We start from the raw sequence: 14310 nt of genomic DNA on the forward strand, positions 1-14310 counted from the left end.
TCCCCTGGAGCAGAAGCAGTATTATACTATTCTGTTTTTATAATTCATTGTAGCCATTTACAACAATTTCAAGCGCTCCTGTTTCCGGATCAATAACAAGACCATGAACTGGAACTTCTTTGGGGATTAACGGGTGATTTCTAATCACTTCAACGCTTTGCCTAACATTTTCGGTAACAGAATCAAATCCGCGAAGCCAGTCCTTGAATTTTATTCCAGCATAATCGAGGGTAGAGATGGTTTCTTCTGATACTCCTCTGCTAATCATTTTTTTAGTTGTTTCCTCCGGGTTGACATTGGCCATACCACAATCATGATGACCTACGATACAAACCTCATGGGCATTCAACTCGTAAATAGCAATAATAATACTTCTAACAATACTGCCGAATGGGTGAGAAACTACAGCGCCTGCTGTCTTAAGAATCTTTGCATCTCCGTTGCGCAAGTTCATTGCTTGCGGTAAAAGTTCTGTAAGTCTTGTATCCATGCATGACACAACAACTAATTTTTTATTTGGCAGCTTTGATGTTTGAAACTTCTCGTATTCTTTGTTGTTCACAAACTTTTTGTTATGTTCAATCATTTCGTCAAGCAGCATCATTTTAAAAACACCTTTCCAACTAATCCTAGCTGTAATTTATTTTATTTATGATTTTATCATACTTGTCAATATACAAGAAAGCTGTTTAGAGCTTGTAGCGACTGCGAAGAAAGGAGAAACTAGATGTACAAAATGCACTTAGCAGCCCAACTGTGCCTGCTACCTGCTCAAAGCTGCGGATTGTCTGCACTCCGGTAGGGGAAAGGCTTGCGGCTTTGGCATTGAATGAATGACCGCCCAAGCTTAATTATTACTTGCAGGCAATAAAGGCTCGGATGGTGAAGGGCGAGGGTTCCTTTTCTCCATTCCTACAATCGCCGCACTCATAACCAGAATCGTAACCAAAACGACAACCAACGCAGGTGTAAAGCTGCCGAACATATCTAAAGTAAGACCAAATACTAAAGGGCCAATAGATCCGAGCATAAATCCGCCAAATTGCATCTGAGCAGACCATGAGGTTGCTTCCTCTGTATTTTTCGAATCGGCAATTGGAATCAGCAATGCGAGAGGGAACAGGCCGCCAGCCCCAATTCCTAAGAAGATCGCAGCAGCCCACGGCGAAATATAGGTTAACAATAATAGGATGCCAATCATTTCTGATAAGCAGCATGAAAGCAGCAAAAGCTTTCTGCTTACGGTTTTGCCTGCGAGCATAGGAAATAAAAAGCTGATAGGAATTTGTATGAGTGTGAATAATGTGAGCAGAAGCCCGGATTCCGCATAGCTCATTCCTTTTGACTGTGCAAAGGGAGCAAGCCAAGCTGTAACAGAGTAAAAAATAGCTGCCATACAGCCAAAAAACAAGATAGACGCATACACTCGTTTATTCGCAATGCGCAGTGAAGGAAGCGCGAATGCCTGATGATCAGGTTTTCCTTTTAGAAGTGGAATAAGGAAGAGCGCTGCAGCCAAAGCTAAAATGCTCCAAAAGCTTAAAGATAATTGCCAAGAATCATTAAACGCATGGAATAATGGAATCGAGAAGGTAATCGCAACAGCAGCGCCAATAACCATCGCCAAGGAATAAACGCTAGTGACTCCAAGCTTATCTGGAAAGTGCTTCTTAACAAACCCCGAAATAAGCGGTCCTGAAATACCTATGCCAACGCCGGCAACGAATGCAGTTACAATCAAAAATGCGCTGCTATGAAAAAAGACACGAAGCAAGGTTGCAGCAAAAATAAGGATCATGGCAAATAGCAATGATTTTTCGATCCCTAAACGATTGCTTAATTTAATGGATAATAATGAAAATAACCCCATGCAAAATACAGGAAGGGTCGTAATCAAACTAGCTGTAATGCCGCTCATGCCAAGATCTGTTTTAATGATATCAAGTAGAGGGCCTACCGATGTAATCGAGGGCCGTAAATTCAATGAGAGTAAGAAGATCACGATGATGAGGTAAATAAAACGCATTTCAACACTTCCTTCAATTATTATAGAATTAAGTTTATGATGGCATGTATAATAGATCAATACTATTTTTTCTATAAAAACTATAGCTTGGGACTATAGCTGGAAGGAGCTTTCAAGTTGGAATTTCGGCAGCTGCAATATTTTCTTACCTTGTGCAAGGAGCTTCATTTTTCTGAAGCGGCCTATAAAATCGGAATTTCTCAGCCTACTCTAAGTCAGCAAATACGTGTGTTAGAAGATGAAATCGGTGTGCCCTTATTTGACCGCATTGGTAAAAAGACAGTGAAGACGGAAGCGGGCGCAATTCTTGAGCGGTATGCACTAGACATTATGCAGCAGCTTGAAAATGCTAAAAACGCTATTACTGATCTTACAGAGCTGCATGCAGGGCAATTAAGAGTTGCTGTACTGCCTTCCGATCTTGATTATCGATTAACAGCCTTGCTGGTTGATTTCCATAAAGAATTTCCAAATACGAAGGTTCAAGTAAATCCATCGATTGAGATTGTAGATATGGTTTTGGACAATGAAGCAGATATCGGGGTTGGTCTTACAAGCAAACCAGACAGCCGATTAAAACGAATTCCATTTTATACTGAAACCTACAGTTTATTTGTTCATAATAAGCACGAGCTTGCGGGCAGAACGATGATTTCTCCGAAAGAATTAATGGGACTTCCATTTGTTATGTATCCAAAGGGATATGTTGGGCGTGAACTGATCGAGGCATGGGGGGAGGAGCGGGGCGTTACGATTGAGACGATGATGGATACGGGATCCGTAACCTCTTTGTTTCGGCTAGTGAAGGAAGGAGTAGGGGCGACTATTCAACCGAGTTCTCTGTACGAAAGTTTTCAGTCATTGGGCATTTGTGAGATTCAAATTGAAAATGCGCCGATTAGAGATTTGGAAATTTGTTATCGTAACGATAAATATATGAGTGTAGCCGCACAAACATTCATGAAAAGACTGCAGCAGTTTTTTCAGCACACAGCAGCTAGATAAAAACTTTGCGGAGGTTATCCATTTTGTGGCATATTGAAAAAAGACTTTCTTATTTATATACAGGCGAGTTATTTTCATCCATTATATTTATTGTGACTAGCTTTTTTGTAAATCAAACCTTTCCAGGATTAAAGCTGTATTCTCTATTATCCTTTTGGTCTTCCTTTATCTATTTGGAATTTTTGTTGCTGCAAGGCACAGTGTATTGGTATGTAAAATGGAAAAGATTGAAAACGGAAAAGAATTCTGTAACTCCGATCAAGCTGGTCAAACAGTTAAAAAGCTTAATAAAATGGAATATCGCTTGGATGATCGCCGCTCCTGTCGGCTTTATTGTTGATGTCGTGAAGTGGGCTCCGGCACTGCCTATAAGCGGACTTTCTGTTTCAGCTTTTATTTATATTTTTGCCTGTATCGAATACATTAATTATTTCCATGTCCAGCTTTCCTATGATAATCGTTCAGATTTAAAATATCTTTTCATAACAAGAAGGCTGAAGCAGTCATGCTTGCGTAAAGATTTTAAAAGACTGAGCAGAGGACAAAACACTATTTTGACCAAAAAAATAACGCATGATGTATAGAGAGGATGCTGCAAAAAGGTGCACGAATTGTCGGGTTTCTTCATTTTGCTTCTGATATCTTGAGAGTAAGGAGGTTATGAACATGGATGTGCTTAAAAATGTGAACAACGCTATGCAATATATTGAGGATAATCTTACGGAAGAAATCGACTTCAAAGAAGTGGCCAAGCGGGCTTGCAGCTCGGAATATCATTTCAAAAGAATGTTTCCTTTTCTTTCAGGTGTTTCGTTATCCGAGTATATCCGGCGCAGACGTCTTACTCTTGCCGCATTTGAGCTCAGAGATCATAACAGCAGGGTGATCGATGTTGCGATCAAATACGGCTACCATTCCGCAGATTCTTTTGCAAGAGCATTTCAAAATATGCACGGAATCAATCCGTCAGAAGCCAGGCATAACGGTAAATCACTTAAAGCCTTTCCACCAATGACCTTCCAACTAACTATTCGGGGAGCTGAAGAAATGAACTACCGTATTGTAGAGAAGGAAGCATTTCGTATTGTCGGTTTGCATAAAAGAGTGCCTATTATTTTCAACGGTGTAAATCCTGAGATTAATGCTATGTGGCAGAGCATGAATGAGCAGATGATCAAGCAGCTGAAGGAGCTTTCGAATATAGAGCCGAATGGATTGATTAGTGCTTCGGTTAACTTTTCGGAAGAACGAATGGAGGAAAAGGGAGAACTGGACCATTATATTGGGGCAGCAACAACGAAGGAGTGTCCAAGTCATTTCAAATGTCTTGAAGTAGCTGCTTCTAAGTGGGCGGTTTTCCAGTCGATTGGCCCCTTCCCTGATGCCTTGCAAAATATGTGGGGACGTATCTATTCCGAATGGTTTCCGTCGTCTAATTTCGAGCAGACTGAAGGGCCAGAGCTGCTGTGGAATGAAAGCAAAGATTTACAATCACCGCATTTTAAAAGCGAGATATGGATTCCTGTGCTATAATAAGCTTCTACATGAGAGGTGAGTCAGTTGACTAAAAAGCTTAGACAATTGAAAAATGTTTCAGTGTTCCAAGCGCTTCTGAATTAGCAATTATAATTTAGAAGCGAGGAATTTGAAATGCCAAATAAAAAAATAATCTTTAATCGATCTTTTCTATTTTTATTTATAAGCAATTTTTTAGTATTTGTAGGGTTTGAAATGCTTCTTCCTATATTGCCAGCCTACTTGTTAAGTATGAACGCATCATCTATTCAAGCGGGTTTAGTGACAACGATATTTACTATAGGCGCCGTTTTAATTAGACCCTTTGCAGGGTACTTTTTAATAGATAGCAAGCGGAAAAGTCTGGCGGTTGGGGCAAGTGCAGCATTATCGATAATAACGTTTATTTATCCTTATCTTAATATCGTATGGCTTTTTCTAGTGATGCGGCCCTTTCATGGAGCAGCTTGGGGAGTATCCACTACAGCGAATAGTACAATGGTAGTCGATTTAATTCCTAAGTCGCGGCTCGGAGAAGGAATGGGGTATTTTTCTGTATCAACAACGATCGGAGCGATCATTGCACCGAGCATAGGAATCTTTATCTACAATTCTTTTTCTTTCGATATATTAATTTGGTCATCAGCGGCACTGAGCCTGCTGGCTGTCATTGCTCTTCAATTTGTTTATTCGCCAGCTCCGGTAAAGCGTGAGAAGCGACCATTTCAATTTTGGGATATGATTTACGAAAAAGAAGTATGGTTTCCCGCATTGCTGACGGTTATTACAACTTTAGGCTTTGGAGCGATTATCACATTTTTAGTTCTTTTTGGACAGCAAAAAGGACTGGAGCATATTTTTCTTTTCTTCCTAGTTAATGCAACGGCAGCAACATTATTGCGTCCTTTTACAGGGAAATGGTATGACAAAAAAGGGCCGTGGCAGATTATTATAGTGTCCGCTATTTTAGGATTCCTATCTCTGGTTGTGCTTTCATTTGCAGCCAATGATCTTCAGCTTATCATTGCAGCGATATTATTCGGTGCAGGGTATGGAACGGTTATGCCATGCTTGCAAACCTGGGCCGTTCAAAAGGTAAGTGAAGAAAAAAGCGGTGCTGCCAACGCAACCTTCTTTTCCAGTTTTGACGTTGGAGTTGGAATCAGCGCGTTTGGATTAGGTTTTTTAGCAGAATGGATAAGTTTAGAGCTGATCTTTCGGATCGTAAGTCTAAGTTTTATTATTGTTGCTGTTCTAGTTTATAAGGATTATCGGAATCAAAAGAAAAGATAATGAAGCAATTATTAATTAACAGATGTTTCGCGTTAATAAGGTAGTGCAGAACAAAGTCGAGCAGATCTAGGATTTTTCTGGTATTTGCTCGGCTTTTCTAATTGTTTAGGAAATTATGCAATCATTAAAGAATTCGATGTAGTTGTTGAGCTCGAATTGATTCTAATGATACGTAATGATGCGTAAGGATGAGGACAATTTTGACCGTTAGCGCTCATATTTCGCCAACTCCCACTTTCTAGCGGTCAGAAATGTCCCTTAGAGGGAAAAAAGCTTGAGAATTCGACGGAATTATCTTCTAATGGTCATAAATGTCCGCGTATGCAGCAAAAAGACTGCTATTTGGTTCTAACGGTCATGGATGACCGCACCGCAAATAGCAACGCATCATTTGAGACTGTCGATTAATTGTGGGCAACGATTGATAGGCAATAAGAAAGGGGCGAAGAGCAAGATTGGGAATGGAGAAGCGGCAGCGTCCGCCTTTGTAGGTCAATTTTATCCTCTACAGGGGTTATTTAATCACAAAAATTGGACTACAACAGCGGTCGGAATCCCAACCTTGACCGCAGTGGCCTCCCTTTCTATTGCTTGTTGCTCTATCCACAATTAATCGACAGTCTCATTAAAGTGGTTAGAATTTGATAATAAAATTGACTAGTAAGGAGAGCTATAAAATGAAAAATATTTTAGTGCTGGGCGGGACACGTTTTTTTGGCCGTAAATTAGTGGAGCTGCTTATTGAAGACGGGCATAACGTAACAATTATGACACGCGGTCAATCAGGTAATCCATATGGTAATAAAGTAGAACATATTATAGCGGATCGTACGAATAAGGAAAAGTTGGCAAGCAAGTTTGAAGGGCGTAAATTTGACATAGTATATGACAATATTTGTTACTCGCCTAATGAAGCTTTTGAGTTTTGTGAAATATTTAACGGGAAGATTGGCAGACTTGTATTCACCTCTACACTCGCAGTGTATGAGGCAGATGGGGCAGAAAAGAGCGAGGTCGATTTTGATCCCTATAGTTATAAAATTATAATGGGCGATAAAACAGATTTCACTTATGGGGAAGGCAAACGCCAAGCTGAAGCTGTGTTTTTAAAATATGCCGAATTTCCTGTTGCAGCCGTTCGCTTCCCAATCGTAATGGGAGAGGATGACTATACACGCCGATTGCATTTCCATGTGGAACGTATTGCAAGGGAAGAACCAATTGGATTTTTAGACATGGATGCAGAAATGCCATTTATTCAAGCGGCGGAGGCAGCACAGTTTTTAAAGTGGGCGGGCATAAGCGGAATCGAAGGATCTTATAATGCAGCTTCAAACGGAAAAATTTCGTTACATGAATTAATAGCGCTAATCGAACAAGAAGTAGGCAAAGCTGCCCAAATATCTTTAGCTGGACCTGAAGATATCCGCTCGCCATATGCCATTCCAGCTTCGTGGTTAATGATAAATGACAAAGCAGCAAAAGATGGATTCCGTTTTTCAAATTTGCACGATTGGCTGCAGCCGTTAATTAAGGCGCTTGTTACAACAAAAAATACATGACGGAATAATTGCTCATTATTGAGCCGAGAACAAAGAAGAAGGCGAGGATTAAATATAATCTTCGCCTTTTTCTGTTAGCGGTAAAGTGAAAATATATGATAGGGATCCAAGCACAGCTGCATGAACCGAGAAATGAAAATATTAGTTATTTTGACTCATTCTACAAATTATGCCTTGACGAACTTTATTACAACCTGTATACATGTATTATACACGTATACAGGTTTTTTGAATTATAAGACTTTTTTTCCTAAGGAGGAATCGATTTTGTACAACAAACAAGTAAGAAGAGGAGTAAGTTTATTTTTATGCTTCTTATTGTTAACGCTTTCTTTCATGGGGGTACCCCAAGAGAAGGTTCTAGCTGAAGCTGAACTGATTCCGAAATCCAGCTTGTCAATTGCAAATGCTGGTTTTGAGAAGGAACCAAAAGAAGGGGAACAAATTCCAAATTGGACAATTATATCCGGCGAGCCAACGCTAGCGGGCGATGAGGCCAAAGCAGGGAGCCAAAGTTTGTTGGCTAGCCTGAAAGCAGGAAATAAAGCAATCAACATGGAGTCGGATTTCATAGACATAGAAGAGAATACAGAATATACGCTTTCTGCAGAAGTACTCTTGCAGACAGGAACGATGGAAGGTTTGTACGTATACGTATATGATGGGGATGGCAATCTTGTCAAGAGTGAGGGGCAGCAGAACTTCCACGTTTACTTAAATGCGACAACAGGGCACGACCAATGGAACTACCACGAAAGGACGTTCAAGGTGCAGCCAGGGGGAGAGAAGCTGAAGGTGTCATTAATAACAGGAAATAAAAAGGATCTTCGTTTCTATGTAGATGAGATCAGTGTTACGAAGCGAGTAGGCAATGGTGATTTTGAACAGCCTGTACAAGACGGTATTATTCCGGGCTGGAGCAAGACGAAGCCGGACGATGCTTCGTCATTCTACGTGACTGGCGATCGTTACAGCCAAGGAAGCAAAAGCCTTCATTTGACGAATACACCTGAAAAATTTTTAAATGTCATCAGCGACTTCATTCCAGTCGAGGCAGGGGCTACCTATACGGCGAAGTCTCGTACCTGGATTGAAAACGGTTCTGCGGATATGTATGTCAGATTTTTTGATGCGGATCACGTCTATATGGGCAAACAGGCGTGGAGCATCAAATCGGGTCCTACGGACGTTTGGTTCGATCAGTATGTAACCGCCCAAGCACCGGAAGGTGCTCAATATGCAGCAATTCTGTTTGCCGGCAGCAATAAGAAGACGTATTCCTATTATATAGATGATGTCCAGCTGCTGCGCGGAGAACATGAAATTATAGAAGAGCCTATTCCGGAAAATGCAATCAGCATAATTGGAGACGATCTTGGACCGCAAATCCGAAAAGCAACACTAATGCGCGGGGCAATCGGGAAGGATGGCGAAGGGCGCGACGTTATTTACACCGTAGTGGCCGGAGCCCCGTCCATATTTACGGTTATAGATTTGGAGACCGAGAAGGTTGTGAACAGCATTCCGATGCCGGATACGTCAGGGGCATGGTCGGTCACGATGTCTAGTGACGGGGCGGTATATTTAGGGGCATACAATTTAGGTTTGCTGTATCGATACGAGCCCGCTGCTAATAAATTGACGAATCTCGGACATCCATTCGCTACCAAGGATTCTGTCCTATATCCGATGGCTGCAGGGAAGGACGGCATCATGTACGGCAGCACGTATCCGACAGCTCATTTGTACGCATATAATCCTGCATTGAACGAATTTGAGGATTATGGAACGATGTCGAAATTGACCTCAGGTGAGCGTTGGACGCGCGTTGTTGCCTACGACGAGGAGCATCATAAAATCTATGCAGGTGTAGGCAATGTACCACGCCTTTTAGAATATGATCTTTCGACTGGAGCAAAGAGGGATCTGCTGCCTGAAGGCTTTGAAAATATTGTATCCGTATACGACCTGAACATTGCAGGAGGCAAGCTATTTGCCCGTAAAGAAGCGAACAATGCGAACGAAACATTCGTTATCGATATCACAAGCGGCGAATTGATTGAGACGAGGAATGGGGACACGGGAGTAGTTGCAGCAACGTTCACCAATTTGTCGAGGGGCGTATCTCCGGTATCGCCAATAGCTAGCAAAATATATTTTGCTGGAGCTGGAGGAGAATTGTTCGAATACGATTTGGATTCAAATGTGTACAAGTCGCTTGGAGCTTCTATTGAAGGCGCTGCCATTGCTTATGAATTTGTTCAGTTGAATGAAGAAGGCTTCCCAGGGTATAGCTTGGTTGGATTGTCCGGTAATTCAGGTAAGCTGTATAAATATAATCTTGAAACAGGTAAGGTAAAGCTGACCGATGTACAAGTGCCAGCGGAGCCTGTAAACATTCATGAAATTACGAAAGGGCCTGATGGTAAAATTTATACGGCAGGATACTTACAAGGAAATTTGGGTGTCTATACACCGTCGTCAGGAGAAAGTATGTACTTGGATGGTATTGGCCAAGGTGAAGGGTTGACATCCATTCATAACAAGCTGTACCTCGGAATCTATCCTAACGCCAGCATTTACGAATATGATCCGGATAAGCCGTGGAATCGCTCGAATGCTGATCATCTTAATCCAAATCGTTTGTTCACCTTGGGGGATTTGAATCAGGACAGGCCTTTTGCCATTGAAGGCGCAGAAGATTTGAATAAGTTGTTTGTCGGAACGGTTCCAAAAAACGGTATGCTGGGGGGGATGCTGGCTGTCTATGATCTGGCAAACGGCGGAGAGCCCGATCTTTATTCCGATAATGAAGTTGTTCCAGATCAGAGCATATTGTCATTTGCCTACAAAGATGGTCTTCTTTATGGAGGGACTTCGATTTATGGCGGACAAGGCGGAGTACCGACAGCAAGCGAGGCTGTACTGTTTGTTTGGGACATATCGGCGAAGAAGAAAGTGTTTGAACTCGTACCTGTACCAGGTAAAAAGGCGATAACAGCGCTGCATATTGGCCCTGACGGAAATGTGTGGGGGCTTGCTAACGGGGCATTGTTTATTTTTGATATCGATACAAAGCAAGTCATTTACAGCAATAACGCCTTTCCGAACGCAGCTGGAAGATGGATTGACGGCTCTATGGAAACAGGGAGCGACGGTAACGTCTATGCCACAGTTGGAGGTCATTTCTTCAAAGTAGATGCACAGACAAAAGAAGTGACTGTTTTAGCGACCGGTGCTCGTAAACTGGCGCAGGACGATTTCGGTAACTTTTATATGTTCACCGAGCCAGAGAGTCCGAATCTGTATAGGTATACGATTCCAGAGCTGCTGCTAAAGCTGACGGGTGTACAAGTTTCGGCAGAAGCCGCCCAGATCGAAGCGGGCAAAGAAATAAAGCTTTCTTTAACAGGCATACTTGAAAAAGGCCGGACAACACGAGAGCTTACTGGTGCTAAAAAAGTTTATACGAGCAGTAATCCGTCCGTTGCAGCGGTCGACAGTGCAGGGAATGTGCAGGCTAAACGCGCTGGCACTGTGCAAATTACAGTCCAAGTAACGCTTGATGGCGTCTCGGTTGAATCAGAGCCATTTGTGATGACTGTTACCGAAAGCAATGGCCAGCCAAGCACACCGGAATATCCGTATATTCCTAACGTTCCAGAGCAGCCTGAACAACCAGAACAGTCTGAAGAACCTGAACAACCTGAACAACCCGAACAGCCAGAGCCTCCGCAGGAGCCAACGCTCTCGTTTACAGATATTTCGGGTCATTGGTCGAATGAACTTGTCCGGCAAGCGATTAAACGGGGGATTGTAAATGGATACGCAGATGGAACGTTCCGTCCAGATCGCGAAGTAACACGAATGGAATTTGCCGCGATGCTTGCCCGTGCCTTGCAGTTAGAAGGCGATGAGGACAACCTTTTATTTGCCGATACTAATGCAATTCCGGCGTGGTCTAAGCCTTATGTAGCAAGTCTTGTGAAAAGATGGATCATAGGCGGATTTCATGACAACACATTCCGTCCGGCAAAACAAATGACGAGATCGGAAGCTATCGTTATGGTTGTGCGAGGTTTACAGCTGCCGATTGATCCGCATGGAACGCTTGAATTTGCAGATGCGAATGATGTTCCGAAGTGGGCATTTGGGGAGTTCATAGCTGCTGTGAAAGAAGGGCTTATTGAAGGCCGCGGAGGACAGAAAGGCATTTTGCTGGCTCCGAATGAGTCAATCACCAGAGCGGAAGCGGTTGCGCTTATCATTAGAATGTTGAAGTAATTAACTATATTTCATGCACAGATCCACCTGCTTTGAGCGGGTGGATCTTTTGGTATTTACAGATAGCGTGATTTCTACCTAAGCTTATATTAAATAAGAAGCGGGACAGGCTTTGCGTTGCAATCTTAAAAACAAAGATCCGCGTATTATATTTATATGGTAAGCTTTTTAAAATTACATAGGGAGAACTAAAATGAAAAATATTTTAATGCTCGGTGAGCTACTTTTTTGGCCGTAAATGAGTGGAGTTATTTATTGTAGACAGGTATAACGTTACTAACCTTTTTCTGCGATTTATTGGTCAATAACGGAACGTGTGTCACTTTGCCGCCTCAAAACGGCGATTTTGGGCGAAATAACGGAACGACTGACCAGCTAGGAGAGGCGGTGAATAAGAGACTGAGGATGAAGCGATACACTTTAAAAAATTCAAAAATAAGGCTTACATCCATACTTATTCTTGCCCAACAGCTCGAGTTGAAGGTGATGTGGATTGAGGAAAGTAATAGTGTCGTATTAAGCAGATAGGCAAGTTAAAAGACAACCAGCCTCGACAAGAGTGAAGCTGGTTGCTTTTTCATTGATCAACGGCTTTTTTACGAAACCATTGATGCAGCAAGTTGTTTTTTTTCAACAGCTCAATATCTTCTTGTTTCCCATCTACCACAATTGACGGAACAGATTGTATGCCATAGTTGGCAGCCTTTTCTTTGGCATCAGCGGTCACATTCAGCTTGTTTAAGTCATAAACAATAACCTCACATCGCTTACATACAATTCCTTGCACTCGGCTAACGACGTCATCGCATAAATATGAACTGGCAGTGAAAATTTCTACTTTTTTAGCTATTTTTACCCTCTCCTTCAGATAATATTTTCATCAATGGACATAATGGTTTAGGAGGCGGCAGCGCTGAGTCTGAATCATTCACAGCTTTCTCAAGTAGGAATTTGAGATTGTTCAGTTGATTTATTTTTTCTTCAATTTCTTTTATTTTGCTCTTGGCGAATCGATACATATCCGTTGTTGGAAAGTAATGCTCTGTCTTATAAATCACTAGAATGGTTTTAATTTCTTCAAGTGTAAATCCTAAGTCCTGTGCAAGCTTAATTAATTTAATGTCTGCTGCGGTTTCGAGAGAGAACATGCGGTATCCGGCTTCCGTTCGGGGCGGAGTCGCTATTAATCCTCTTTTTTCATAATATCTAACGGTTGCAACGTTAACGTTACATAGTTTTGCTAATTCGCTAATGGTCAGATTGATCATCTCCCGCCCTCCTTTTCTCATTATGAACCCTGAACCAAGGTGCAGGGTCAATAGTTAATTCGTCTTGTAAGTTGAAAATTTTACTGTTGAAGCGCTGAAATTGATCCTGTAGAATTACAGGATGAGCTAAACTAGACTGGTATCATTGCCGGAATATGGCCTTATTTTTATTTTATCAAAGGGGCGAACAAATCACATGAAATTACTTGAAGAGAGAATACGCCAAGAAGGGCTGATTTTATCCGATAAGGTGCTCAAGGTGGATGCGTTTCTTAATCACCAGGTCGATACGGAGCTAGCGGTTGAAATCGGGCAGCAATTCGGACGTATTTTTGGCAATGAAACGATTACGAAGGTTGTTACAATTGAGGCGAGCGGCATTCAATTTGCAATGGCAACAGCCATTGCGCTTAAAGTACCCTTTATTTATGCAAAAAAGAAGAAGGCAGTTACGCTGAGTGAGAAGGTTTATACAGCGCCTGTTCATTCTTTTACGCGAAATGAAGATTATCAAATTAGTGTGTCTCAAAATTATTTGAGCCCAGAGGATAAAGTATTAATTATCGATGACTTTTTAGCTACTGGGGCAGCGCTTATCGGACTGGCTGATATTGTCGAGGAATCGGGTGCTGAGCTTGTCGGGATAGGCTGTGTAATCGAAAAAAGCTTTCAGGAAGGCCGCGGCTTGATAGAAAAAAGGGGCATACGGGTACATTCTTTAGCGAGAATTGTTTCCATGGCACCAGGCCATATAGAATTTTTGGAAGCGGACTATGAGGACGTTAGTCAGTAAGCTAGGGAGTAATTGGACCGAAAATAAGTTTCAATAAGTTTTATTGAGCCGTGTGAATATCACCTGGTATTCGCTCTTTTTTCTCTTAAACAGATATAGTCAGGCTGTTGAAAAAACCATCTATCGCGAAATGTGTTAACTAGAGGTAGTTTTGAGGTAGCGCGGACCGATTCTGTATGAAATTTCATATACATTTGTGATTTTTGGGGCGTTTCGGGGTAATGTGTATGAAATTTCATATACAATTGTGATTTTTGGAGCATTTCTGGTTAATGTGTATGAAATTTCATATACAATTGTGATTTTTGGAGCAATTCGGGTTATTGTGTATGAAATTTCATATACAATTGCGATTTTTGGGGCGTTTCAGCGTAATGTGTATGAAATTTCATATACAATTGTGATTTTTGGAGCGTTTCGGGTTAATGTGTATGAAATTTCATATACAATTGTGATTTTTGGGGCGTTTCGGGTTAATGTGTATGAAATTTCATATACAATTGTGTTTTTCGAGGCTTTTCAGCGTAATGTGTATGAAATTTCATATACAATCGTGATTTTTGG

Annotated in this window: 12 protein-coding genes; 8 read left to right on the top strand and 4 right to left on the bottom strand. The window is 41.6% G+C overall.

Annotated elements, in window-relative coordinates:
- Positions 1 to 37 precede the first annotated feature (37 nt).
- Positions 38 to 604 (bottom strand): beta-class carbonic anhydrase, encoded by a 567-nt coding sequence (locus ACRRU2_RS23615; RefSeq protein WP_432505463.1) that lies wholly within the window; start codon positions 602 to 604, stop codon positions 38 to 40.
- 243 nt (positions 605 to 847) lie between these two features.
- A complete protein-coding gene (locus ACRRU2_RS23620) occupies positions 848 to 2026 on the bottom strand; it encodes an MFS transporter (RefSeq protein WP_331698927.1) in 1179 nt (392 codons plus the stop codon).
- 117 nt (positions 2027 to 2143) lie between these two features.
- Between ACRRU2_RS23620 and ACRRU2_RS23625 the strand changes: the two genes are divergently transcribed.
- The 6 genes from ACRRU2_RS23625 to ACRRU2_RS23650 all read left to right on the top strand — a co-directional run bounded on the left by ACRRU2_RS23625 (position 2144) and on the right by ACRRU2_RS23650 (position 11685).
- Positions 2144 to 3031 (top strand): LysR family transcriptional regulator, encoded by an 888-nt coding sequence (locus tag ACRRU2_RS23625; RefSeq protein ID WP_331698928.1) that lies wholly within the window; start codon positions 2144 to 2146, stop codon positions 3029 to 3031.
- Between the two features lie 20 nt (positions 3032 to 3051).
- On the top strand, positions 3052 to 3615 hold the full coding sequence (locus tag ACRRU2_RS23630; RefSeq protein WP_432505486.1) for a general stress protein: 564 nt from the start codon (positions 3052 to 3054) through the stop codon (positions 3613 to 3615).
- An 82-nt stretch (positions 3616 to 3697) separates the two neighbouring features.
- On the top strand, positions 3698 to 4564 hold the full coding sequence (locus tag ACRRU2_RS23635) for an AraC family transcriptional regulator (protein ID WP_432505466.1): 867 nt from the start codon (positions 3698 to 3700) through the stop codon (positions 4562 to 4564).
- A 117-nt stretch (positions 4565 to 4681) separates the two neighbouring features.
- Positions 4682 to 5839 (top strand): MFS transporter, encoded by a 1158-nt coding sequence (locus ACRRU2_RS23640; protein WP_432505468.1) that lies wholly within the window; start codon positions 4682 to 4684, stop codon positions 5837 to 5839.
- Positions 5840 to 6516: 677 nt separating this feature from the next.
- Positions 6517 to 7401 (top strand): NAD-dependent epimerase/dehydratase family protein, encoded by an 885-nt coding sequence (locus tag ACRRU2_RS23645; protein ID WP_432505470.1) that lies wholly within the window; start codon positions 6517 to 6519, stop codon positions 7399 to 7401.
- A 267-nt stretch (positions 7402 to 7668) separates the two neighbouring features.
- Positions 7669 to 11685 carry an S-layer homology domain-containing protein gene (locus tag ACRRU2_RS23650; RefSeq protein ID WP_432505472.1) on the top strand — a complete coding sequence of 1339 codons (4017 nt, stop codon included), beginning with the start codon at positions 7669 to 7671 and terminating at the stop codon, positions 11683 to 11685.
- A gap of 577 nt (positions 11686 to 12262) precedes the next feature.
- Here the strand turns inward: ACRRU2_RS23650 and ACRRU2_RS23655 are convergent.
- Together ACRRU2_RS23655 and ACRRU2_RS23660 are read right to left on the bottom strand one after the other, a co-directional pair.
- A complete protein-coding gene (locus tag ACRRU2_RS23655) occupies positions 12263 to 12472 on the bottom strand; it encodes a hypothetical protein (protein ID WP_432505474.1) in 210 nt (69 codons plus the stop codon).
- A gap of 55 nt (positions 12473 to 12527) precedes the next feature.
- Positions 12528 to 12953, bottom strand: coding sequence for a MerR family transcriptional regulator (locus ACRRU2_RS23660; protein ID WP_432505476.1), 426 nt, complete (start codon positions 12951 to 12953; stop codon positions 12528 to 12530).
- Between the two features lie 196 nt (positions 12954 to 13149).
- Here ACRRU2_RS23660 and ACRRU2_RS23665 point away from each other — a divergent pair, with 196 nt between their 5' ends.
- Entirely contained in the window at positions 13150 to 13746 is a 597-nt protein-coding gene (locus ACRRU2_RS23665) for a xanthine phosphoribosyltransferase (RefSeq protein ID WP_432505478.1), read from the top strand.
- Positions 13747 to 13969: 223 nt separating this feature from the next.
- Positions 13970 to 14310: hypothetical protein (locus ACRRU2_RS23670; RefSeq protein ID WP_432505480.1), on the top strand; the 341-nt coding region annotated here is incomplete at its 3' end.

Origin of the sequence: Paenibacillus sp. GXUN7292, assembly GCF_050864975.1 — a bacterium.
GTDB lineage: Bacteria > Bacillota > Bacilli > Paenibacillales > Paenibacillaceae > Pristimantibacillus.

Excerpts from the sequence above, each read along its gene's own strand:
- ACRRU2_RS23660 (WP_432505476.1), bottom strand. The coding sequence starts at position 12,953 with ATGATCAATCTGACCATTAGCGAATTAGCAAAACTATGTAACGTTAAC.
- ACRRU2_RS23635 (WP_432505466.1), top strand. The coding sequence starts at position 3,698 with ATGGATGTGCTTAAAAATGTGAACAACGCTATGCAATATATTGAGGAT.
- ACRRU2_RS23645 (WP_432505470.1), top strand. The coding sequence starts at position 6,517 with ATGAAAAATATTTTAGTGCTGGGCGGGACACGTTTTTTTGGCCGTAAA.
- ACRRU2_RS23615 (WP_432505463.1), bottom strand. The coding sequence starts at position 604 with ATGATGCTGCTTGACGAAATGATTGAACATAACAAAAAGTTTGTGAAC.
- ACRRU2_RS23640 (WP_432505468.1), top strand. The coding sequence starts at position 4,682 with ATGCCAAATAAAAAAATAATCTTTAATCGATCTTTTCTATTTTTATTT.
- ACRRU2_RS23665 (WP_432505478.1), top strand. The coding sequence starts at position 13,150 with ATGAAATTACTTGAAGAGAGAATACGCCAAGAAGGGCTGATTTTATCC.
- ACRRU2_RS23620 (WP_331698927.1), bottom strand. The coding sequence starts at position 2,026 with ATGCGTTTTATTTACCTCATCATCGTGATCTTCTTACTCTCATTGAAT.